This window comes from Roseibium sp. SCP15 (assembly GCF_040329435.1).
Taxonomy (GTDB): Bacteria; Pseudomonadota; Alphaproteobacteria; order Rhizobiales; family Stappiaceae; genus Roseibium.
In genome coordinates, this window is sequence record NZ_JBDZYI010000002.1 from 717,728 (window position 1) to 739,130 (window position 21,403).

At 57.3% G+C, this 21,403-nt stretch carries 20 protein-coding genes; 12 read left to right on the top strand and 8 right to left on the bottom strand.

All coding sequences use genetic code 11. From position 1 onward, the window contains the following. The 3 genes from ABLO27_RS10700 to ABLO27_RS10710 all read left to right on the top strand — a co-directional run bounded on the left by ABLO27_RS10700 (position 1) and on the right by ABLO27_RS10710 (position 2,660). A complete protein-coding gene (locus tag ABLO27_RS10700; RefSeq protein ID WP_353032748.1) occupies positions 1–1,266 on the top strand; it encodes a TCR/Tet family MFS transporter in 1,266 nt (421 codons plus the stop codon). A gap of 22 nt (positions 1,267–1,288) precedes the next feature. Then, positions 1,289–1,945: an alpha/beta hydrolase gene (locus ABLO27_RS10705; RefSeq protein ID WP_353032750.1), complete on the top strand. Its 657-nt coding sequence runs from the start codon at positions 1,289–1,291 to the stop codon at positions 1,943–1,945. Positions 1,946–2,054: 109 nt separating this feature from the next. Beyond that, the gene (locus ABLO27_RS10710) at positions 2,055–2,660 is read left to right on the top strand and encodes a hypothetical protein (protein ID WP_353032752.1); all 606 of its coding nucleotides are present in this window, start codon (positions 2,055–2,057) and stop codon (positions 2,658–2,660) included. 72 nt (positions 2,661–2,732) lie between these two features. On the opposite strand, the gene ABLO27_RS10715 is transcribed toward ABLO27_RS10710, so the two are convergent. Next, positions 2,733–3,776 carry a M42 family metallopeptidase gene (locus ABLO27_RS10715; RefSeq protein WP_353032754.1) on the bottom strand — a complete coding sequence of 348 codons (1,044 nt, stop codon included), beginning with the start codon at positions 3,774–3,776 and terminating at the stop codon, positions 2,733–2,735. 314 nt (positions 3,777–4,090) lie between these two features. Here ABLO27_RS10715 and ABLO27_RS10720 point away from each other — a divergent pair, with 314 nt between their 5' ends. Both ABLO27_RS10720 and mepA read left to right on the top strand, forming a co-directional pair. Beyond that, the gene (locus ABLO27_RS10720; RefSeq protein ID WP_353032756.1) at positions 4,091–5,176 is read left to right on the top strand and encodes a patatin-like phospholipase family protein; all 1,086 of its coding nucleotides are present in this window, start codon (positions 4,091–4,093) and stop codon (positions 5,174–5,176) included. A gap of 118 nt (positions 5,177–5,294) precedes the next feature. Next, on the top strand, positions 5,295–6,344 hold the full coding sequence (gene mepA / locus ABLO27_RS10725; RefSeq protein ID WP_417714783.1) for a penicillin-insensitive murein endopeptidase: 1,050 nt from the start codon (positions 5,295–5,297) through the stop codon (positions 6,342–6,344). Between the two features lie 20 nt (positions 6,345–6,364). Here mepA and ABLO27_RS10730 read toward each other — a convergent pair whose 3' ends face one another. Next, positions 6,365–6,880: a GNAT family N-acetyltransferase gene (locus tag ABLO27_RS10730; protein WP_353032760.1), complete on the bottom strand. Its 516-nt coding sequence runs from the start codon at positions 6,878–6,880 to the stop codon at positions 6,365–6,367. A 236-nt stretch (positions 6,881–7,116) separates the two neighbouring features. Here ABLO27_RS10730 and lepA point away from each other — a divergent pair, with 236 nt between their 5' ends. Beyond that, positions 7,117–8,922 (top strand): translation elongation factor 4, encoded by a 1,806-nt coding sequence (gene lepA / locus ABLO27_RS10735; RefSeq protein WP_353032762.1) that lies wholly within the window; start codon positions 7,117–7,119, stop codon positions 8,920–8,922. A 306-nt stretch (positions 8,923–9,228) separates the two neighbouring features. On the opposite strand, the gene ABLO27_RS10740 is transcribed toward lepA, so the two are convergent. Beyond that, positions 9,229–9,816, bottom strand: coding sequence for an NAD-dependent epimerase/dehydratase family protein (locus ABLO27_RS10740; protein WP_353032764.1), 588 nt, complete (start codon positions 9,814–9,816; stop codon positions 9,229–9,231). Then, complete coding sequence (locus ABLO27_RS10745) at positions 9,813–10,175, bottom strand: MerR family transcriptional regulator (RefSeq protein ID WP_353032766.1); 363 nt, start codon at positions 10,173–10,175, stop codon at positions 9,813–9,815. Before ABLO27_RS10745 ends, ABLO27_RS10740 begins: the two co-directional genes overlap by 4 nt. Positions 10,176–10,334: 159 nt before the next feature. Here ABLO27_RS10745 and ABLO27_RS10750 point away from each other — a divergent pair, with 159 nt between their 5' ends. Further along, positions 10,335–11,003, top strand: a complete 669-nt coding sequence (locus ABLO27_RS10750; protein WP_353032768.1) for a DUF6058 family natural product biosynthesis protein — start codon at positions 10,335–10,337, stop codon at positions 11,001–11,003. Positions 11,004–11,152: 149 nt separating this feature from the next. Here the strand turns inward: ABLO27_RS10750 and ABLO27_RS10755 are convergent, their stop codons facing one another. Then, a complete protein-coding gene (locus tag ABLO27_RS10755) occupies positions 11,153–11,428 on the bottom strand; it encodes a hypothetical protein (protein ID WP_353032770.1) in 276 nt (91 codons plus the stop codon). 222 nt (positions 11,429–11,650) lie between these two features. Next, positions 11,651–11,788, bottom strand: a complete 138-nt coding sequence (locus ABLO27_RS10760; RefSeq protein ID WP_353032772.1) for a hypothetical protein — start codon at positions 11,786–11,788, stop codon at positions 11,651–11,653. A gap of 134 nt (positions 11,789–11,922) precedes the next feature. On the opposite strand from ABLO27_RS10760, the gene ABLO27_RS10765 reads away from it, so the two are divergent. The 4 genes from ABLO27_RS10765 (at position 11,923) to pheT (ending at position 17,580) form a co-directional block, all read left to right on the top strand. Continuing rightward, positions 11,923–12,840, top strand: a complete 918-nt coding sequence (locus ABLO27_RS10765) for a LysR substrate-binding domain-containing protein (protein ID WP_353032774.1) — start codon at positions 11,923–11,925, stop codon at positions 12,838–12,840. Between the two features lie 492 nt (positions 12,841–13,332). Beyond that, positions 13,333–14,415: a phenylalanine--tRNA ligase subunit alpha gene (gene pheS, locus ABLO27_RS10770; RefSeq protein ID WP_353032776.1), complete on the top strand. Its 1,083-nt coding sequence runs from the start codon at positions 13,333–13,335 to the stop codon at positions 14,413–14,415. Between the two features lie 30 nt (positions 14,416–14,445). After that, entirely contained in the window at positions 14,446–15,099 is a 654-nt protein-coding gene (locus ABLO27_RS10775; protein ID WP_353032778.1) for a phenylalanyl-tRNA synthetase subunit alpha, read from the top strand. 63 nt (positions 15,100–15,162) lie between these two features. Then, the gene (gene pheT / locus ABLO27_RS10780) at positions 15,163–17,580 is read left to right on the top strand and encodes a phenylalanine--tRNA ligase subunit beta (RefSeq protein ID WP_353032780.1); all 2,418 of its coding nucleotides are present in this window, start codon (positions 15,163–15,165) and stop codon (positions 17,578–17,580) included. A 49-nt stretch (positions 17,581–17,629) separates the two neighbouring features. On the opposite strand, the gene ABLO27_RS10785 is transcribed toward pheT, so the two are convergent. Beyond that, positions 17,630–17,962 (bottom strand): hypothetical protein, encoded by a 333-nt coding sequence (locus tag ABLO27_RS10785; RefSeq protein WP_353032782.1) that lies wholly within the window; start codon positions 17,960–17,962, stop codon positions 17,630–17,632. Between the two features lie 618 nt (positions 17,963–18,580). Between ABLO27_RS10785 and ABLO27_RS10790 the strand changes: the two genes are divergently transcribed. Then, positions 18,581–19,234 carry a nucleotidyltransferase family protein gene (locus ABLO27_RS10790; protein WP_353032784.1) on the top strand — a complete coding sequence of 218 codons (654 nt, stop codon included), beginning with the start codon at positions 18,581–18,583 and terminating at the stop codon, positions 19,232–19,234. A gap of 165 nt (positions 19,235–19,399) precedes the next feature. Here the strand turns inward: ABLO27_RS10790 and pabB are convergent, their stop codons facing one another. Continuing rightward, positions 19,400–21,256 carry an aminodeoxychorismate synthase component I gene (gene pabB / locus ABLO27_RS10795; protein ID WP_353032786.1) on the bottom strand — a complete coding sequence of 619 codons (1,857 nt, stop codon included), beginning with the start codon at positions 21,254–21,256 and terminating at the stop codon, positions 19,400–19,402. Positions 21,257–21,403 lie beyond the last annotated feature (147 nt).

Below are 21,403 nucleotides of genomic sequence, written 5' to 3' on the forward strand. Positions count from 1 at the left end.
TTGCCGTCCGGTACCTCAAAGCGCAGCGCGCTCAGTTTTATTCTGATCACGCTCATTATCAACTCCATGGGCATCGGCCTGATGATGCCGGTCATGCCTTCGCTCCTGACTGAGCTGACGAACCTTCCCGTGAGTGATGCGGCCCGCTGGGGCGGTGCGCTCAGCGTTGTTTACGCCCTGATGCAGTTTGGTTTCGGCCCGACCCTTGGAAATCTATCCGACAGGTTCGGCCGCAGACCGGTGCTGCTGGTTTCCATGTTCGCCATGGCGGTCGATTACCTGATCATGGCTTTGTCCTGGCATCTTGCGATCCTATTCATTGGCCGGACCTTGTCTGGCGTTGCCGGTGCAACCTTTTCCGCTGCGTCCGCCTATATCGCGGATGTTTCGTCGAAAGAGGACCGGGCCAAGAACTTCGGTCTCGTCGGTGCCGGTTTCGGCGTCGGCTTCGTTCTCGGTCCGATGATTGGCGGTTTTCTCGGTGAATATGGCCCGCGTGCGCCGTTTTATGCCGCCGCGGTTCTGTCATTCATAAATTTCCTGTTCGGCTATTTCATGCTTCCCGAAACGCTGAAGGAGGAGAACAGGCGTACCTTCGACTGGAAGCGGGCGAACCCGTTGGGTGCCCTGAAGCAGATTGCCGCTTATCCGGCCGTGCGCACCTTGTTGCTGGCCGTCTTCCTGTTCGACATCGCCCATTACGTCTACCCCGCCGTCTGGAGTTACTATTCTGAAGAAGTCTTTGGCTGGACACCGGGCGATATCGGCCTTTCTCTGGCCTTTGTCGGGATCGGGTTTGCCTTTGTGCAGGGTTACCTGATCCGGGTTTTGGAACCGAAGCTTGGCCCCGGGCGCACGCTCCTGCTGGGGTTGAGTGCAAATCTCCTGGCATTTGCCGGGCTTGCGATCGCCGATACCGGTTGGATGGCTTATGCGATGGTGTCCTTTGCTGCTCTTGGCGCTCTTGCGACACCGGCCTTCTCCGGACTGATGTCCAATCGCATTCCCGACAATGCTCAAGGCGAGCTGCAGGGTCTCATTTCCAGCGCCGCAGGCCTGTCGATGGTGGTCAGCCCCTTCGTGATGACCCAGGTCTTTTCGCATTTCTCCGGCCCCGACGCCGCCATCTCCTTTCCCGGGGCTCCGTTCGCGCTTGCCGGGATACTGATCCTGGCTTCCATGCTGATTGCCCTGCCTTTCCTGCGCCTGCAGGAGAATGCGCAAGGAACAAGCGGGCCGTCGGATCAGAACTCCCCTGCCGAATAACCGGGTAACGATGTCCGCTTCAATGCTTCTAGATGGCCCGCGACTTGAGCCCGCTTCCGGTCGTCCCGCCCGTCAGCTGGTCGTGATCCTTCACGGGTATGGAGCCGACGGCGCCGACCTGATCGATCTTGGCCGCGCCTGGCAGGGCCAGCTTCCCGACGCAACCTTCATTGCCCCGAATGCACCCGAACACCTGCCATTCGAGGCCCTTGGCGGCCGTCAATGGTTTGCCTTGAGCGAACGTTCCCAGAGCGAGTATCGGATCGGCGCCGAGGCCGCTCAACCGGTTTTGGACCGGTTTCTGGACGAGGAATTGCTGCGTTTGTCTCTGGACGACAGTTCCCTCGCCCTTGTCGGCTTCAGTCAGGGTGCGATGATGGCATTTCAATCCGGCCTGCGACGCAAGATCCCGCCTGCGGCGCTTATCGGATATTCAGGCTTGCTTCCCGGTGCGGACAGGTTGGACGCCATCAACACCGACAGTCCGGTCCTGATCGTTCACGGAACGGAAGACGATGTTGTTCCTGTCTATCATGCAGGCGCCGCACAAGAGGCACTCACCCGAGCAAGGGTTGATGCCAATCTTCACGAGCTCACCGGACTCGGGCACTCCATCGATGAACGCGGCATGGTGCTTGGAGGCCGTTTCCTGGAAAAGGCTTTCGACCGGCGCGCGTGATATTTGATTCCGCAGCGTCAATAGTTAATCGCCCGTTAACTATATTGCGCGATCATGTTTCGACCTATGGCGGACCAGAAGGGTCCGGAATTGCCAGGATTCGAGCACCATGCAGATCTCCGTTGAAACGACCACCCAAAGTGCGAGCCTCTTATCAGCCTCCTTTTCTTCTGGCGGCTCAGACGGCCCAAAGGGCAATGCCTATGGTCACGAGATCGGTCAACGCAATGGGCACAACAAGGCGCCTGCCGTCTCCGTTCTGGAAGCAGCCAGCAAAAAAGCGGAAGAAGATGCGGTTGTCATTGCAGCGCTTCAGCAGGCCGTTGAAAAAGGCAAGTCTGGCGATGACGATGACAAGAAGAAAGACGGCAATCTGGCAACCGTAGAAGATTACCAGAAGGCCGCCGGCAAACTGAAAGCAGCACTTGGTGAGGACGACGGCGGTCCATCAGCTTCCGTTGCCTACGAAAGCGCCACGATTTCCACGACAACAATCGAGGCTGAGATCGGCGGCGAAACAATTTCGGCCCAGTTCGTTTCTTATGAGCGCGTTTCGTTCAACAACGAAACCGGCCTCTCCGTTCGCTCCGCAAGCGCGTCGACGATTGAAGGAGAGTTCGACAACGGCTCGTTCAGCTTTCAGAACGCCTCCGTCAGCGAGCTCTATGCGGGCAACAGCGAACAGGTTTCCAACCTGGCAGGACTGATCGCCTGAGACAAACCCATGGAATTCAAAAAAGGGGAGCAGATGCTCCCCTTTTTCCATTTCAGCATTAACCGACCTTGATCAGGCCTTTTTCAGGTAGGCGACCAGAATGTCGAGCGCCGCCTGAAGGTCGGTCTTGTGGATCATCTCGGTCACCGTATGAATGTACCGGGTGCCGACCACGACCCCAACGGCCTTCGCACCCGCGGCTGCCTGCTGGGCAGCAGCGCCATCCTGCCCGCCGGCCGCCAGCATTGTGCGCTGGAACGGAATTTTCTCCTTTTGCGCCAGCGCCTCGATCTCTTTCACGAGATCCCGATCGGCAATGAAGCTGGAATCCTTGACGTGCAGGCCAAAGCCTTCGCCCTGAACGGTGGTGCGGTCCTGTTCCGGAACGCCGGGCGTGTCGCAGGCAAGTGTCGTGTCGACGCCCAGGCCGATATCAGGCTTGATGGCAAACGATGCCGTGCGCGCACCGCGAAGGCCGACTTCCTCCTGGCAGGTGAAAGCGACATGAATCTCACATTCGTGCTTGGCCTTGCCCAAACCCTTGATCGCTTCAATCCCGAGCCAGCAGGCGATGCGGTTGTCGAGCGCCTTGGACACGATCTTGTCGCCGATCTCAATCAGCGGCTCGTCCATGGTGACCATGTCGCCAACACTGATCAGTTCCTTGGCTTTTTCACCAAGACCCAGATCGATGACAAAGTCCTTCGGCTCCGGGACTTTCTTCCGTTCTTCCGGTGACGAGATGTGGATGGGTTTGCCACCCGGGTTCATCACGCCCTTGAAATCGCCATTGTCGGTCGACACCAGGACCCGCCGCGAAAACAGGTTGCGTGCATCGAAACCGCCCACCGGCTGCACATGCAAAAAGCCCTTGTCGGTAATGTGCGACACAAGGAAGCCGATCTCATCCATATGACAGAGCAGCATCACCTTTTTCGGATCGCCGGATTTGGGCTTCTTGCGGCTGTCTCGCCGGCACAGGAGCGAACCCATCGCGTCGACTGTGACTTCGTCAAAAAGGTCCTTGATTTCCGCCTGGATAAGCTCGCGTACGCGGTGCTCATGACCAGGCACGCCCGGCATTTCGCAGAGGCGGCGTAGAAGTTCGATATTCATGGAACATCCTGTCGGGGTAATGAAAAAAGTCCGGGCGATCCTAAGCCGAAACCACCGCCGGGATAAAGAGCGAAGCCATATATTGTGGGTTGCAATCGCATGAAAAGCACCGAAATCGACAGATTTCCAACCATCGAATTAACCGCTTGCTCTCCAAATTTTGAAAAACGATCCTATCTTTCCGCTATTGCCATTGCAGTGTCGCAATTGAGAGCAAACAATTGCGGCTGGATAAAAAACTCTCATAAGCGTTTGACGCCGCTACGGCGAACAGGCGCTGCCCCTTCCATATTGACCACTCCCGGGGACGTATCATGGCCCAGACAAAGCGTTTCATTCTTTCTATTGACGGCGGCGGGGTTCGCGGCCTCATCCCTCTACGTATACTGGAAACTCTCGAAAGCAGGCTTGTTCAGCGCGGCGTTGACGCAAAAATGCATGAGATCTTCGACCTGATGGCGGGCACCTCCACAGGCGGCTTGATAGCCGCAGGTTTGAGCGCCCCACGCCCAGGCGGAACAGCCGGTGAAGCGGCTGCAACAATTGCGGAGTTGCGCGCGTTTTATGAGCGCGACGCTCGGGAAATTTTCAAGAATTCGATCACAGCGCGTTTTGCACGTGCCGTGACCAATCCGCTCGGTCTGTTCGACGAGACCTACGATGCGCGTCCCCTTGAAAAGCTGCTGAAGGAACGATTCGGCTGGACTTCCATGGCGAGCGGTCTGACCAAGCTGGTTCTCACGGCCTATGACATTGAGCAGCGCAAGGCGGTTTTCATGACCAACGGTCTGGAAGAAAATGGCAGCCGCCCGGACGACTACTACTTCTGGCAGGCCGTGCGCGCCACTACGGCGGCACCTTCCTATTTCGAACCGGCGCGGATCGAAAACCTCACCCGCAAGGAAGAAGAAGCCATGGTCGATGGCGGCGTCTTCATGAACGATCCGACCATGGCCGCTTACCTGGAAGCCCGCAAATTGGGCTGGGACCAGGACGAAATCGTCATCATTTCGCTTGGCACCGGAAGAGCTCCCGAGCGCCCCTTCCCTTACCGGGAAGCCGTCGGCTGGGGGGCTTTAGGATGGATGCAGCCGTCGAAGGGCGTTCCAATCCTGTCGATCTTCTCGGACGGGCAATCACAAACAGCGGCCTATCAGGCGAAACGCCTGTTCTCCGAGCTGCCGAATGTGACCTATCACCGCCTTGATGCATCCCTGACTGCCGAGGGCGAGGACATGGACAATGCGCGCCCGGGCAACATCATTGCCCTCAACGGTGCCGCGGACCGGGTCATTCGGGACAACACCATTCTTCTGGATGAACTCGCAGACATGTTGAAAGCCCATCTGGAACCGGCAGAAGAGGATGCGGAAGCACCTGATTTGGTGCATGCTGCCTGATATGGCCGGTGGCTGAAGGCATCTTTTCTTCAGCCGCCCGATAAAGGCACAGACGCACGAGGTTCCAGAAGTGGCCCAGCGTAGACAAACGGCGCGGGTTTACGCGCCGACCTTCCGAATGTTCTCCTTCGCCAGCGTAGCAGGTGCGCTTGTTGCGCTAACGATCGCCCAGTCCGATGCCGCCAGCCCGGTGCCTGCAGCAAAACCAGGGGCAGCGGTCACTCCGAGTAACGTTTCGAGCCCAAAGCGGATGGCCGGGACCCCGGTTCCGATCAAGAAGCGAGCGGTGCCTGAAGGCTATGTCGCGAGCAAACCCAAGCTTGTGCTCTATTCGCAATTGCCGGCCAAGGACTATTTCGGCGCTGCCGACGGTCCGGCTCCGCTGAAGGCCCGCGCGATCGGGTCCTATGCCAAAGGCTGCCTTTCAGGCGGCGCATCGCTGCCGCCGGATGGACCGACATGGCAGGCAATGCGACTTTCGCGCAATCGCAACTGGGGACACCCGGTTCTGATCGATTACCTTCAGGATCTTGCAAGAGACGCTCCAGGCGTCGGCTGGAACGGGCTTCTGGTCGGCGATCTTGCACAACCGCGCGGCGGCCCGATGCTGTCAGGTCATGCCAGCCACCAGATCGGCCTCGATGCCGACATCTGGCTGACGGAAATGCCGAACCGGCGTTTGACGGTTGAGGAACGGGAGGAAATTTCAGCAATTTCAATGCTGAAGGGACCGCTTGACGTCAAGGGAGCAGACCGCAGCGTTGATCCCGCGAAATGGTCGGACGACCATGCGCGCCTGATCCGGCGCGCTGCGTCGGACAAACGCGTTGCCCGGATTTTTGTCAACCCGACCATCAAGAAAGCGCTTTGCAAATTTGAGAAGGGCAAGGACAGGGCCTGGCTGCGCAAGGTGCGACCGTGGTGGGGGCATCACTACCATTTTCATGTCAGGCTGGCTTGCCCGTCCGGCAGTGGTGGTTGCAAGAACCAGAACCCGCCTCCACCAGGAGATGGCTGCGGTCAGAACCTGACCTACTGGTTGTCGGATGAACCCTGGGTGCCCAAGAAACCGAAAAAGCCTGGCGAAAAACCGAAAGTCGTCAAGAAACGGCCGATGGCCCTTGCCGCGCTTCCCAAGGCCTGCCGAACCGTGCTGACGGCGAACTGAGTGGTTCGCCCCGTTTGCCGTTATTGCTTCGGTGGTTCCAGGGAATTGAGGACTTTCGTCAGGAAGACCAGGTCAAGCCAACGGCCGAATTTTGTGCCGACCTGCGGCATGTGACCCGTCTTTTCAAAGCCCGACTTCTGGTGCAAGGCAATCGAAGCCCTGTTGTCACCATCAACGACGCCCACAAGGACATGAATGCCGCGCGTAGCGGCAAGTTCAACGAGGCGCTCGAGAAGCCTGTGACCAATGCCCTGTCGCTGCACCGCCGGATCAACATAGATCGTATGCTCGGCGGTCAGCCGGTAGCCTTCCTTCGGCCGAAACGGACCGTAACTGGCGAACCCGAGAACCTCATCGTCCGGCCCGACCGCAACAATGACCGGTAGTTCCTGGCTCTTGCGTGCCTCAAACCAGGTCAGCCTGTCGTCAAGCGTTTCTTCCCGTGTGGTCCAGGCGGCCGTCGTTTCCCGCACTGCCCGGTTATAAAGGTCGAGGATCGCCGGAACATCGTGAGGTTCGGCATTTCGGATGTTCATGAAAAACTCATTCGCAAGAGGTCAGGCCATTGCTAGCACAGTGTCGAAGACGCTTCGATGTCCTTTTTACCTCCGTAAAAGTTACAATCTGCACATCCAAAAAGCGGAGTCTGATGCTCCGCTCCCGCCCCTTCTGCCCTTCAACTGCCGAAAGCTACCTAAAAACCATCAGAATTCCGGCCCGGACACGCGCATTCCACTAGGCGAAATCGAATTGCGGTGGTAAACGGGCGGCCATGACGACGAAGACGCTTTCCAACATCCGAAATTTTTCTATCGTGGCCCATATCGATCACGGCAAGTCGACCCTGGCCGACCGCCTGATCCAGATGACCGGCACGATGACCGACCGCGAAATGACCGAGCAGGTTCTCGATAGCATGGATATCGAGCGCGAGCGTGGCATTACGATCAAGGCGCAGACTGTCCGGCTGATTTATGATGCCAAGGACGGTCAGCAATATACGCTGAATCTGATCGACACCCCGGGTCACGTGGATTTTGCCTACGAGGTTTCCCGGTCTCTGGCGGCCTGTGAAGGTTCGCTGCTTGTGGTGGATGCGTCACAGGGTGTGGAAGCACAAACGCTGGCCAACGTCTATCAGGCGATCGACAACGACCACGAGATCGTCACCGTTCTGAACAAGATCGATCTGCCGGCAGCCGAACCGGACCGAATCAAGGAACAGATTGAGGATGTCATCGGCATTGATGCGTCCGATGCCTGCATGATTTCCGCAAAGACCGGTCTTGGTATCGATGATGTGCTGGAAACCATTGTCCAGAAGCTGCCGGCACCGGAAGGTGATCCCGACGAAACGCTGAAAGCCATGCTGGTCGACAGCTGGTACGATACCTATCTCGGTGTGATGGTTCTGGTGCGGGTGATCAACGGCTCTTTGAAAAAAGGGCAGAAGATCAAGATGATGGGCACCGGCGCCTCCTACGACATTGACCGCGTCGGCGTCATGACCCCGAAATTCATTCAGGTAGACGAACTACGCTCTGGCGAAATTGGCGTGATTACCGGGTCCATCAAGGAAGTGGCCGACACACGCGTCGGTGATACCATTACCCTCGACAAGAAGCCTTGCGCGGAACCCCTGCCAGGCTTCAAACCGGCTCAACCGGTGGTGTTCTGCGGACTATTCCCGGTCGATGCAAATGACTTTGAAGACCTGCGCGCTGCAATGGGCAAGCTTCGGCTCAACGATGCCAGCTTCTCCTATGAAATGGAAACGTCTGCGGCGCTCGGTTTCGGCTTCCGCTGTGGTTTCCTTGGTCTGTTGCACCTTGAAATCATCCAGGAACGTCTCTACCGCGAGTTCAATCTCGACCTGATCGCGACCGCACCGTCGGTGGTTTATCAAATGACCATGACCGACGGGACAGATGTGGAACTGCACAATCCGGCCGATATGCCGGACGTCGTGAAGATCTCCGAAATCCGTGAACCGTGGATCCGGGCGACCATCATGACGCCGGATGAGTATCTCGGTGGCATTCTGAAACTTTGTCAGGAACGGCGCGGAATTCAGGTGGACCTTTCCTATGTCGGGTCCCGTGCCATGGTCTCCTATGACCTGCCGCTGAACGAAGTGGTCTTCGACTTCTACGACCGTCTGAAGTCGATCTCCAAGGGCTATGCCTCCTTCGATTATCAGATTTCGGACTACCGGGCGGGCGATCTCGTCAAGATGTCGATCCTGGTCAACGAAGAACCGGTCGATGCGCTTTCAGTGCTCGTGCACCGCAGTCAGGCAGAGCGCCGCGGCCGTGCCATGTGCGAAAAGCTGAAGGACCTGATCCCGCGGCACATGTTCAAGATCCCGATTCAGGCAGCCCTCGGTGGCCGCGTGATCGCGCGTGAGACCATCGCAGCCCTGCGCAAAGATGTGACCGCCAAGTGTTACGGCGGCGATGCCACCCGTAAGCGCAAGCTTCTTGAGAAGCAGAAGGCGGGCAAGAAGAAGATGCGTCAGTTCGGCAAAGTCGAAATCCCTCAGGAAGCCTTCATCCAGGCTCTGAAGATGGATGAGTGAGCCCCGGTCACGTCACGCGTGATCGATTGATCCAGTGGATCAATCGAAGGGGCGAACGCCTGTGAGAGTAAGGCACGAAGTGCCGTCGAACAGGCAGACCAGTCGGGCTAGGCCCGTCCCAAAGATCCAGTGGGCCTTTGGGAGCTGCGAACGCACGCGAGCGTCAGGTGCGCAGCACCAACTAGCGGGCTCACGCGGTCAAGTTATGCCTGATGCCAAGGTCCAGCATTCCTTAAAGGGCCGTGAACGCCTGTCGACACGGCATCGGCAAGCGGACGTCCCGTCAGGCGTCCGTTCAATCCACCGTCACCACCTGCCCGGTCCCGGCTCCTTCAACGCACTTTGCATAGGCAAGGCCAACTCGCCTTGAAGATACAGGGTCGTGACCGGGAAACATGGCGCCATACCGCTCGGCGGAGACCTGAAGCAAACCGGGACTGACCACGTTGACGCGCATGCCGCGCGGCAGATCGATGGCGGCGGCGGCAACGAAACCGGCAAGGGCGCCGTTGCAGATGGCCGCCCCGCTTCCGCGCATACGGGATCCCGGTCGAGGATACCGCTGGTGAGCGTGAAAGACCCGTTGTCGGCAACGACATCCAGGCCTTTCAGGACAAGGTTTATCTGTCCGAGAACCTTTCGCTCCAGGCCAAACAGGTATTTTTCGCGCGTCATGTCAGCAAGGCGCTCAAACTTGACATCCCCGACAGCGGAGACGACAGCGTCGACCTGACCGGCTTCTCGATAGAGCGCGATGATGCTCTCCTCGTTCGTCAAATCCACCCTGAGGTCGCCGGAAGACCGGCCAGCCGTGATTATCTCGTGACGGCTCTTTAATTCGTCACAGACAGCATTGCCGACGTCGCCAGTAGCACCAACCACAAGTATTTTCATTGTTTCCCGCCCTCAATGTTCTCGTAAGCCGCTAATTTGTAGTCAAGAATTTCCGCGCATCTCTCGAGCTCCTGTTGCCGTGCCTTCAATCGCTCTGAATGACGCAGCAACACGGACTTCCTTTCCGGGATCGTCCTGTTGCCCAAACGGTAGAGCTCCGCAAATCGGCACATTTCCTTCATCGGCATACTTGTCTTGCGCAACCAATAAAGCAGTGTCAGCCACTCGACATTTTCGGGGGAGAAGCGTCGAAGCCCATCCGGTCCGCGATCAATGGCCGGAACAATGCCGGATTTCTCGTAGTACCGGATCGTATCGGCGCTCAAACCGCTTTTCATTGAAGCTTCTGATATCCGCATGTCGCTCGCCCACTGTTGCTTGGCAAAGCCTACCCGTCTGGAGCCACTCCAAGTCAAGCACCGAGTTATCTGGTTCTCGACGCCACCAACACTTCGATCCATATCGAAGCACCACTGCACATGATGTTGCTAAAGAGCCTGAAGGAACGGAGGCTCGATATGTTGCTGTCTTACTTGTTTGAAAATTTCCTGGAAGAAGAGCAATTCGCAGCGCGCTGTGAAATCAGCGTCGAAGATCTTCGCGATCTCTATCGAAAGAAGGTCTTTCCGCTACCGTCTTATTCATACTCCGCAGCCGGCAACCTGACTTCATTCTTTCAACCCTTTCAGGACAGGCAAGCATATCGCTTTCATCTGAAGAGCCTTCACAGCTGGTACGACGATGTCACCAAACTCGGCCTGACGGATGAAGCCTCGGCACGCGCCTACTTTGAAGCACGGTGTGAAGCTGCACAGAATGCCTTTCTTGCAGGAACCCTGGGAAAGAGGCTTTGCGAACAAGCTCCGACCGTTGTGCCCCAGTTCGACTCAGAGCACCGGCAGGCTACCTGGAATCATTTTCTCAAGGGAACTTTCGGTGTCTGCACACGTGACGGACTGCCGGAGACGATTTTCCTGAAGCAGTCCTGCGTGCGCTTCGTCGAAACGCTGACTTCCGATCCGGAGTTTGGGCACAAGCCGGACGATCTGAATCTGCTGCGCATACTGGTGGATCTGCTGGACAGCGTTGAATCCGACTTTGCACCACATGAAGTTCAACAATCGTCCCGGCAGAGATGCATCATCGACGTCAGACAAAGATATCCAGCAATCAATACTGGCTGTTAGGTCAACTTTAGTTTCGAATTAAACGCACCAGAATGCGTGAACCGCTTCTATCCTCAGATCGCGCTGTAGGCTTCTGGTTTACAGCGTGTCGGAACGTAGTCGAGACGCCTTCGAGGGGGAAATAGCCTAACGACTGAGGACTGCAGAACTCAATCTTCGACCTCCCCGAAATCCGTATCAAACTGTCGAATCGCGGTCTCCAACTCCTCAAACCATTCAATCATTTCCAGACGATTGGCGTCGATGAACAGTTCGAGAAATTGCTTCTGGAAGTAGTTGTGCTGAGGAGCCACCGAGTTCACGTGGAAATCGTCAGCACTCTGTACGCAGTAATCACTTGTCCCAAGACGTTGAAGACACGAGTAGCGGATCGCCAATGTCGCATCGACCCGGCGCCAAACGAATGTTTCTTTGAAGAGATCCAAAATTCAAGCCGCTGATTTGCGGCAGTCTGTTTAATGGAAACGAGTTATTACGATGCCCATGCCAGGAAAGCAATAAACTTGAAACAGGTTCAAGACCAGAAACGGCGCCGGATTCGATCCAAGCGCCGTTTTCTGATTTGGTAGATTGTGCCAACCGGCCAGATCTTGCTGATGGGCCGATCGGGAGGTTCGGATGACCGGCGTTTCGGCCGGTCTTTGAACTTAGCGCCGATTGAACGGCAGGTCTGCCAGTTCACGCGGGCTCATGCGCTGAATTTCAGGGTGAGCCAGCAAGTCTCTGCGGTCATAGACGGCCGGGGACTTGGCGGTGAGCTGCTTACGGATGAACCATTTCATCATGATTTTCATTCTCCTTATTATTGTTTTTTTCATGGCCAAATTCCTTTTTGTGAATTTAGCTTGGCTCTACATATACGCACCCTCCACCAATAAAAAAATCGACTTATTCTGGCTTTCGATTTAGAAATTCTAAAATGAAGAACCTGAACCGCATTCACCTGTCTGGCCTGAGAGCCGTGGAAGCCGTTGCCCGGCTTGGCTCGATCAAGCTCGCTGCCGAAGAGCTCGGCGTGACCGTTGGCGCCGTCAGCCAGCAGGTCCAGAAAACCGAAGCACAGCTTGGTGTTCAGCTGTTTGAGCGGCAGAACCGCCTGCTCTTGCCGACAGCCCATATGCTGGCAATGCAGCCTCATCTGATGTCCGCTATGTCTTCACTTTCCACGGCCATCGCCACGACCCAGCGTGGCCGCGAGGATTCCCTGACAATCTCTGTTGCGCCTGTCTTTGCCGGCAAGTGGCTGGTCTGGCACCTCAAGAATTTCAACAAGGCCAATCCGGGCGTCAGGGTTCGCGTGGAGGCAACGGTGGACCTGGTCGACCCGGATACCAGCGATGTCGATCTGTGCATCCGTGTCGGCCATGGCCCCTATCCCGGGCTGAATGCGGAAAAACTGCTCAACCAGCGTGTTTTCCCGGTTTGCAGCCCTGCTCTTGCCGAACAGATCAAGGAACCTGCGGATATCGGGAAACTGCCGATCATTCACGATCCGGGCCAGATGTTCACTTGGAAGACCTGGCTGGACCTCTTCGATCTGGACGAGCGCATTCTCAAGGATGGCCCGACGTTTTCCGATGGTTCCCTGTGCCTTGATGCGGCCATTGCCGGCCAGGGCGTTTTCCTTGCCTGGGAGACGCTGGCCGTATACGCGGTCAAGTCCGGCCAGGTCGTCTCGCCGTTCCCGCAAAGACCGGCAACCGGCCTCGGCTACTGGCTGATCAGCGGCAAGAATGCTCCTAGGACAAAGGCAAAACAGGCCTTTGGAGACTGGCTAAGGGATGAGCTGCAGACCTCCATCGGAAGACCGAAGGGCGCGGATGAGGTGGTTGAGTAGTTGCAACATACTCGCTGCCAAACACAAACGTCATTTGGGGCAACGTCGCAACCAGCGCTATCAGGTGATCCGGAATGACGATCTCAAATACGAAGCGTCAAAATACACGGAAGCTCAAGCAAGCGACGAGAGGTTTAAGATTGATCGTCCTTTCAAAACGAAGCTAGCCCCATTTCCCCTTGCCTTCGGCTTGTCTTTCAGTAAATTACCGCCCATGACCTGCCGCACTGCACATTCCTGCCAAACTGGCCGCGCCGCGATATCTTTGCATCTGCGCGCTGAAAACGTGCGCCTTCCTGAGCTGCAGGGTCCCGCCTGTGGGCGATTTATGCGCTAACGCGCTAAATTTCCGGCGCTTTTCTCTTCACCGGGGTCTCACGCAATAATGCGTTCGAGGCCGTGGCATTGTGCGCAATAATTCGCTAAAAGACCCCGACTTTCAGTTTCGACCTAAATCCGCGCGTTCTCGCGCGAACCGACTACCGAGTACGCATGTCCAATCTCGATACACTTGAATCCGATCTTCTGGCAGCCATTGTAGGCGCGGAAACCGAAGCCTCGCTTGAAGATGTCCGGGTCCATGCCCTTGGCAAGAAGGGCAAGATCTCCGAGCAGATGAAAACGCTCGGCAAGATGACGCCGGAAGAGCGCCAGGTGATGGGCCCGGCCCTCAATGGCTTGAAAGCCAAGATCACAGACGCCATCTCGGCGCGAAAAACCGTTCTGGCAGAAGCTGCCCTCGAAGCCCGCCTCGCCAGTGAAAAGGTTGATGTTTCCCTGCCGCTGCGCCCGTCACCTGTTGAAGCCGGACGTATTCATCCGGTCAGCCAGGTCATTGACGAGCTGACGGCCATCTTTGCGGATATGGGCTTTTCCATTGCCGAAGGTCCGGACATCGAAACCGATGAACTGAACTTCACCGCCCTGAACTTCCCGGAAGGCCATCCGGCGCGCGAGATGCATGACACGTTCTTCTTCAACGAGAAGGAAGACGGCGAACGTCTGCTCCTGCGCACGCATACCTCTCCGGTACAGATCCGGACGATGCGGAACCAGGAACCACCGATCCGCGTCATCATTCCGGGCCGGACCTATCGCTGTGACAGCGACCAGACGCACACACCCATGTTCCACCAGGTGGAAGGCCTCGTCATCGACAAGGGAAGCCACTTCGGTCACCTGAAGTGGGTGCTGCAGGAATTCTGCAAGTCGTTCTTTGAAGTCGACGACATCAAGATGCGTTTCCGCCCGAGCTTCTTCCCGTTCACCGAACCGTCCATGGAAGTTGATATCCAGTGCGACCGGTCCGGTGGCGAGGTCAAGATCGGTCAGGGTGACGACTGGCTGGAAATTCTCGGCTGCGGCATGGTGCATCCCAACGTCATCCGCAATTGCGACCTCGATCCGGATGTTTACCAGGGCTTTGCCTGGGGCATGGGGATCGACCGGATCGCGATGCTGAAATACGGCATGCCGGATCTTCGCGCATTCTTCGATGCGGATGTACGCTGGATCCAGCACTACGGCTTCCGCCCGCTCGATTTGCCGACACTGTTCGGCGGATTGTCCAGTTAACCGCCAGGATCTGATGAGGGGCGACCATCCATGCCAAAGCTGACCCGCTTTTTCCTAGCCATCGCAATTTGCCTGGCCACCTTGCTTCCGGCGGCAGCCCAGACCGCGGATCAGGACACCCGCGTTCCGACGCCGACTTCCTTTCTGGAAGCCTGCGCAGAAAAAATCGAAAGCCGTGGGCGCCTCCGCTTCTGCGATACCTATTTTCGCGAGAAGCTTGGCACCGAGGCAGACGCGCTTCTTTATCTGAGGGACCGGATCACCCGGTTGCGCGCAGGTCACGAAGCAAGCTCTGCGGAAAAGTATCAGAGCTTTCTGCAGGCAATCTACATCGTGGCGTTTCTGACCATCGCCTCGATTGTGCTGATTGCCAGCGACCGGCGCATTGGCGGCACCGCAAAATGGGCGGGACTGACAAGCACGGCTGCGCTTCTGGTGATGGTGGTGATTGTTGCCATGGGCTGGCTTGGCAAGTACCGGGCGGAATATGCCGCTCAGGTGGAGCTTGGCATCTTGCGCGACCGCATTGAAACGGAAGCCGCCCAGGCCATTGCGACCGGCCAGCAGATCACTCCGGACATGGTGCGGCGCTGGACCGAGGACTTCTCGGAAATCGGACGCCGGTTCGCGGAAAGCTACGGCCAGGCGACCGTGTTGCCCGAAGTGGACCGGTTCGGCAACTGACGCGCCTTCCTTCAGATATTTCGCGGCCACGACATGCCGCACGACCGATAAAGAGTTAAAACCATGAAATTCACCCTTTCCTGGCTCAAGGAGCACCTGGAAACCGACGCCAGCCTGGAAGAGATCGTTGAACGTCTCACCATGATCGGCCTGGAAGTCGAGGAAGTGACCAATCGCGCCGACCGCCTCAAGACCTTCCGGATCGCCAAGGTGCTTGAAGCCGAACAGCACCCGAATGCGGACCGCCTGCGTGTCCTCAAGGTGGATGCGGGCGAAGGCGAGCCGATCCAGATCGTTTGCGGCGCTCCGAATGCGCGCGCCGGTCTTGTCGGTGTACTGGGCAAGCCTGGAGATTACATTCCGGGCCTCGATGTCACGTTGTCCGTCGGCAAGATCCGTGACGTCGAAAGCTTCGGCATGATGTGCTCCGAGCGCGAGCTTGAGCTTTCAGAAGAGCATGACGGCATCATCGATCTTCCGGAAGATGCGCCGGTCGGTGTCAACTATGCCGAATGGGCCGGGCTGGACGAACCCGTCATCGAAATCGGCCTGACACCGAACCGCCCGGACTGCACAGGCGTTTACGGTATTGCCCGCGACCTGGCAGCTTCAGGCCTCGGCAAGCTGAAAGAGCGCTCGCACGAGCAGATTCGCGGCGGTTACCCGTGCCCGGTCGATGTCACTCTTGATTTCGGTGATACCCATCCGCTCTGCAAGGCGTTCGGCCTGCGTCTGGTGAAGGGTGTCAAGAACGGCCCATCTCCGAAATGGCTTCAGGATCGCCTGACCGCAATCGGATTGCGGCCGATCAACATTCTGGTGGACATCACCAACTACATCACGTTCGACCAGGGCCGCCCGCTTCACGTCTTCGATGCAGACAAGGTTCATGGAAACCTCGTCGTCCGGCGCGGTAAAACCGGCGAGAGTATCGATGGCCTCAACGGCAAGTCCTACGAGGTCGATGACAGCGTCTGCGTCATTTCCGACGACAACAGCGTCGAAAGCCTTGGCGGCATCCTGGGCGGAGAACCTTCCGGCTGTACCGAAGAAACCGTCAACGTGCTGATCGAATCCGCTCTGTGGGATGAAGACGGCATTGCCTCCACCGGCCGCAAGCTGGGTGTCCATACCGATGCCCGCTATCGTTTTGAACGCGGTGTCGACCCCGACTACATGATGCCGGGCCTGGAATATGCGACCCGCATGGTGCTGGATCTGTGTGGCGGTGAAGCCTCCGAGACGATCCAGGCTGGCAGCATTCCCGACAGTGCAAACATCATCGAGTTCCCCTATTCGGAAATCAAACGCCTTTCAGGCGTCGATGTTCCGCAGGCCGAAGCCAACCTGGTACTGAAGTCCCTCGGCTTCTGGATCTCCGGTTCCGGCGACACTGTGAAAGTGGCTGCACCGAGCTGGCGGCCGGACATTGAAGGCAAAGCCGATCTGGTCGAAGAAGTCGTGCGCATCATCGGCCTCGACCGGGTGCCGTTCACGCCGCTTCCGCCAACCGGTTCTGTCGGACAGAAAGTTCTGACCACCGGCCAGATTCGCCGCAACAGGGCGCGCCGGGCCCTGGCAGCGCGTGGTTTCAACGAAGCCGTCACCTGGTCGTTCATCTCGAAGGAACAGGCGGACCTTTTCGGAGGCGGCAAGCCGGAACTGGCACTCGCCAATCCGATTTCGCCGGAAATGTCCGACATGCGCCCGAGCCTGCTGCCTGGTCTTCTGGCCGCTGCCCAACGCAACGCTGACCGTGGCTACGGTGATGTGGCACTGTTTGAAGTCGGACAGATCTTCCAGAACGACACGCCGGAAGGTCAGAAGATGGTTGCTGCGGGCGTGCGCCGTGGAACCGCCAAGCTGCAAGGTGGGGGACGCCACTGGTCCGGCGCCTCGGAAAACGTCGATGTCTTCGACGCCAAGGCTGATGCAGGTGCCGCACTTGCGGCCATTGGCGCGCCTGTCGAGAAGTTGCAGGTCTACACCGATGCTCCGGCAACCTTCCACCCCGGTCGGTCCGGCTGCCTGAAACTCGGACCGAAAAACACGCTTGCCGTCTTCGGTGAGATCCATCCGCGCGCACTTGCGGCTCTGGACATTGAAGGGCCGCTGGTCGCGTTCGAGATTTACCTGGATGCCCTGCCTCAGCCGAAGAGCAAGGGCGGCCGATCAAAGGGCGCGCTGAACGCAAGCCACCTGATGCCCGTCCGCCGTGATTTCGCTTTCCTCGTTTCAAAGGACGTGAGCGCGGAAACACTGCTGAAGGCAGCTCGCGGCGCTGAGAAGAACCTCGTTGCCGATGTCACGCTGTTCGACATTTACGAAGGACAAGGCGTGCCGGAAGACCAGAAATCGGTCGCGATCGATGTTCTGATCCAACCACGTCAGAAAACCCTGACGGACGAGGAGATCGACGCGATCGCCAAGAAGATCATCGCCAATGTTGAAAAAGCAACCGGCGGTTCCTTGAGGGGCTAACACCCCAAACGGAAATGAGAAACCGCGCGGAACCTTCCGCGCGGTTTTGTTATCGGATCCTGCGGTTCTGATAACAGCGATTGCCCACAGGACATTTCGGATTGTCCTTTGTCGGGGCGATCACCGGCCGGACCTGATTGGTCTGCGGCATGCAGTACCGCGCATCAGAAATGAACTTTTCAAATGTTGTCGGGCCGGTGTTCATGACCACCGTGCCTCTCTGCTGGACAAGCGATTGTGCCTGTGCACAGGTCAATTGCCGTGTGTCCGGCCGTCCCGCCTGCGCCAGGGCTGTCTGTGTTGCCAGAGCCGAAATGACAACCGCCCCGGCCATCCGGCCTGCAAAGCGGACAAGGTCAACCAAGAAGCGATTTTCAGCCATCGTTCAGGTTCCCGGTTCAGCGGCCGGCCCCTCACCGGAAGGCCAGCTGCATGTGGGTCTTACGGACCCGCACTAGTTAAAATAAAACGGCGAATACTCGATACAACGTTCAACGTAGCATTTGTTGTTGTCTTTGGTCGGTACATAGTCCCGTCTCGTGACCTCACCACGTTGACAGAAACTCCGGTTCGAAACGTAGCGATCAAAGGTGTATTGCCCGGTGCTCATGACAACTGCGCCCTGCTGATTGATCATGGATTGCACCTGGGCGCAGGTCATCGTGCGGGAATCCGGCCTGCGGGACTGTGCTTCAGTTGTTTGAATGGAAGCGATGCTGAACAATGAGACTGCAGATGCGATCAAAAACAATTTTCCGATTTTGGCCGATCTGAATTCAAGACATTTTCGCATTAGGATTTTCCGAGCAAGTTGACCTACTTATGGACATGGCACTGACAATTGCCCTGTCAAGCTACGCATGAGTGCTTAGATAAGCCTGCATTTTATCCGTGCTCGAGGGACAAGGAGTTGTGATGGGTCAATTCTCAACCGATATCCTTCGTTTTCATCGGGTCAGAATCGCGTAGGGTGTTCGCCCGCATTCGAAAGGCTCCATCCATGCTGACCGGTGACGCCCCCCAATCCGCGTTCGACGCCAAACTCGGCGACCCTTATGCAACCAGTGAGCAGGACCGTCTGACGGTGCTTGAAGAAATCCTGCTGTCCGTGCCGCATATCATGCAAATGCTCAGCGCCGTCCGGGACCTGCAACTGCCCGATGCCTGGTTGGTTTCCGGCGGAATTTATCAGACCGTGTGGAATGTCTTGACGGAGCGGCCGCATTTCCACGGCATCAAGGACTTCGACATCATCTATTTCGATGGGTCGGATGTGTCCTACGAAGCCGAAGATGCCGTGATCAAACGTGTGAATGCAGCGCTCCCGGATCTGGCCAAATTGCTGGAAGTGCGCAATCAGGCGCGCGTGCACTTGTGGTACGAACAGCGCTTCGGACGGGCTTACCGGCCACTGGACTGCTCGATGGACGCGCTGACCACCTATGCGGCGCGTACTCACGCGGTTGCGGCCAGGTTGAACAATTCCGGACAGCTGGTTCTTCACGCCCCATTCGGTCTCGCCAACCTTTTCGGCATGCGGCTGGTGCCGAATTACTCCCAGATGAACCCGGAGACCTACGCCGAAAAGGCCGCACGCATGAAGGCGCTGTGGCCGGAGCTCGACGTCGTTGCGTGGGATGAAGACAGGTTATAGGCGGGTCAATACGTCGCCCCGCCTGGCAATTTCATCGAATTGATGACCGAGTGACAGACCTACTTCCGAAGTCATGCGGCGTTTTGACCGTGACATCAGGCCTGCCTTCCACATCCACGCGATGGAGGCAGGACGCAGTCGGCAACATCAGCATCCATTGAGATCTCAACCGGCCTGGAGTTTCACCTGCACGGTCGAATTTTCCGGTTGCTCTTCCTCAGGAGCCTGGATAGCTGACATCAATCGACCACGGACGAGACCGCGCACTGAATTGCCGACATAAACGTCTTCTGCGGTTTCCAGGTCTTGCGGTGTGAGATCGGCTTCGAACGCGAGCCCACGCTCCAAAAGGCCGGCTCGCAATGTGCCGGGCAGAACGCCGTGTTTCAGCGCCGGGGTCAGCAGTCTACCGTCTTTCTTCAGAAACAACGTCATGTAGCTGCCTTCGGTCAGAAACCCGTCTTCGTTTTCGAACAGAACTTCCTGACACCCGGTCTCTGCCTGATAGCGCATTCTGGTGTCGTCATAGAACGCCCGGTTCGTGGTCTTGTGATAAAGGAACCTGTCATCGGATCGGGTGCGTTCACTGGCCAGAACCAGATTGAATACGGTGGACTGGTCGACCGGGGTTAGGTCGGTCGAGGTGATGGAGACATTGCCCTGAGCGTTCAGAAGCAACCTGACCCGCTGCGCACCCGTAAAGCCTGCCGCTTTTTCCAGAAGGGCCGCTCGCACCTTGTGTTCCACGAAATCGAAACCGAAATAGGCGGCGGATTTCTGCAGGCGCTGCAAATGCCTGTCGAACAGCAGATAGCCTTCATCCGGATCATGGGCCATCGTTTCGATCAGATCGAATTCCGGTGTGTCCTCGGTCATGAATTTCAGCTTCAGGATGCATTCATCATATTCCGGTGCCGCGCCGGAATCGAACACGACGCCTGATCCGGTACCGGCCTCGCCTGATCCATCAGCTCGCAGAACCAGGGTTCGAATGGCAACGTTCAATCTGAAGTCACCTCCAGGCTGCAGATAACCGATTGATCCGGTATAGACGCCGCGAGGTCCTGTCTCCAGATCATGGGCAATCTGCATCGCACTGAGCTTCGGTGCACCCGTGATCGAGCCACACGGGAAAAGGCGCTCAATGATCGTCGCAAAACCAACGCTCTCAGGAACCTCGGCCTCCACGGTTGAGGTCATCTGGTGCAGGCTTTGGTAGCGTTCCACCTCGCACAGTTTCGTGACCTTGACCGTTCCCGTTTCGGCGATGCGCGACAGGTCGTTGCGCATCAGGTCGACAATCATAGTGTTTTCGGAGCGCTGCTTCGGATCCCTTGCCAGATCGCGGGCAATCAGCGTGTCTTCAGAAGCATAACGCCCGCGCGGCGCGGTGCCCTTCATGGGTTTCGTGCGCAGCCTCGTGCCCTGCCGCTCAAGAAACAGTTCCGGTGACAGGGACAGCACAGTTCTGTCTTCCATCCGGACAAATGCGGCAAATTCAACCGGTTGCCGTCGCAACAGGTCCAGGAAGATGTTTTCCGGTGCACCTTGATAAGACAGACGCGCTCTCATCGTCAGATTGACCTGATAGATATCGCCTTGCGCCAAATGCTGTCGAACCTGACTGAAGGCATCAGCATAGGCAGCCCGGTCCATGTCAAAGTCAGGTTTGCGGACAGATGCAGGATCGGTGTCGCCCGCTTCTTCCAACAGCGCGCGCGCGTCTTCCAGTCCGATGGACTTTGCCTGATCGTAGAGGCCGAACCACAGCAACGGATCGCCGGTTTCGACAAAACGCTTCTTCAGCTTTTCTTCAAACGCGAAGCCGAGTTCATAGGCAAGGTAACCGGCTGCAAATCTGCCTTCGGCCTGCGCAGCCTCGAGCCGGGCCAGACAGTCCGGCACCTCTTCCAGGGAGGTACAGGTCACAATCTCGCCAGGCGCTTCAAACAAGAGCGCTGAACGCTGCTTCAAGAGATCAAGAAGCAGTATCGATCCGGGCTTTAACGCGCTTTCAGACATCAGTCGTGCCGATTCCCAATGCAGGCTGCATTATCGACCATATTGTGCCCTGTTTCATATGGCTCAAGTGGCTCGTAAAGAGCGGCTCATGACATCCATGCGACATCAGGTCAAGTGTTCTGGTACTCAGACACGACAAAGACCGGC

What these genes read in the sequence shown, in the direction of transcription:
- ABLO27_RS10765 (WP_353032774.1), top strand. Translation starts at nt 11,923, where the DNA reads ATGAAGAACCTGAACCGCATTCACCTGTCTGGCCTGAGAGCCGTGGAA.
- ABLO27_RS10740 (WP_353032764.1), bottom strand. Translation starts at nt 9,816, where the DNA reads ATGAAAATACTTGTGGTTGGTGCTACTGGCGACGTCGGCAATGCTGTC.
- ABLO27_RS10715 (WP_353032754.1), bottom strand. Translation starts at nt 3,776, where the DNA reads ATGAATATCGAACTTCTACGCCGCCTCTGCGAAATGCCGGGCGTGCCT.
- ABLO27_RS10720 (WP_353032756.1), top strand. Translation starts at nt 4,091, where the DNA reads ATGGCCCAGACAAAGCGTTTCATTCTTTCTATTGACGGCGGCGGGGTT.
- pabB (WP_353032786.1), bottom strand. Translation starts at nt 21,256, where the DNA reads ATGTCTGAAAGCGCGTTAAAGCCCGGATCGATACTGCTTCTTGATCTC.
- pheT (WP_353032780.1), top strand. Translation starts at nt 15,163, where the DNA reads ATGAAATTCACCCTTTCCTGGCTCAAGGAGCACCTGGAAACCGACGCC.
- ABLO27_RS10785 (WP_353032782.1), bottom strand. Translation starts at nt 17,962, where the DNA reads ATGGCTGAAAATCGCTTCTTGGTTGACCTTGTCCGCTTTGCAGGCCGG.
- ABLO27_RS10750 (WP_353032768.1), top strand. Translation starts at nt 10,335, where the DNA reads ATGTTGCTGTCTTACTTGTTTGAAAATTTCCTGGAAGAAGAGCAATTC.
- ABLO27_RS10775 (WP_353032778.1), top strand. Translation starts at nt 14,446, where the DNA reads ATGCCAAAGCTGACCCGCTTTTTCCTAGCCATCGCAATTTGCCTGGCC.
- ABLO27_RS10710 (WP_353032752.1), top strand. Translation starts at nt 2,055, where the DNA reads ATGCAGATCTCCGTTGAAACGACCACCCAAAGTGCGAGCCTCTTATCA.
- lepA (WP_353032762.1), top strand. Translation starts at nt 7,117, where the DNA reads ATGACGACGAAGACGCTTTCCAACATCCGAAATTTTTCTATCGTGGCC.
- ABLO27_RS10745 (WP_353032766.1), bottom strand. Translation starts at nt 10,175, where the DNA reads ATGCGGATATCAGAAGCTTCAATGAAAAGCGGTTTGAGCGCCGATACG.
- ABLO27_RS10790 (WP_353032784.1), top strand. Translation starts at nt 18,581, where the DNA reads ATGCTGACCGGTGACGCCCCCCAATCCGCGTTCGACGCCAAACTCGGC.
- ABLO27_RS10730 (WP_353032760.1), bottom strand. Translation starts at nt 6,880, where the DNA reads ATGAACATCCGAAATGCCGAACCTCACGATGTTCCGGCGATCCTCGAC.
- mepA (WP_417714783.1), top strand. Translation starts at nt 5,295, where the DNA reads ATGTTCTCCTTCGCCAGCGTAGCAGGTGCGCTTGTTGCGCTAACGATC.
- ABLO27_RS10760 (WP_353032772.1), bottom strand. Translation starts at nt 11,788, where the DNA reads ATGATGAAATGGTTCATCCGTAAGCAGCTCACCGCCAAGTCCCCGGCC.
- ABLO27_RS10705 (WP_353032750.1), top strand. Translation starts at nt 1,289, where the DNA reads ATGCTTCTAGATGGCCCGCGACTTGAGCCCGCTTCCGGTCGTCCCGCC.
- pheS (WP_353032776.1), top strand. Translation starts at nt 13,333, where the DNA reads ATGTCCAATCTCGATACACTTGAATCCGATCTTCTGGCAGCCATTGTA.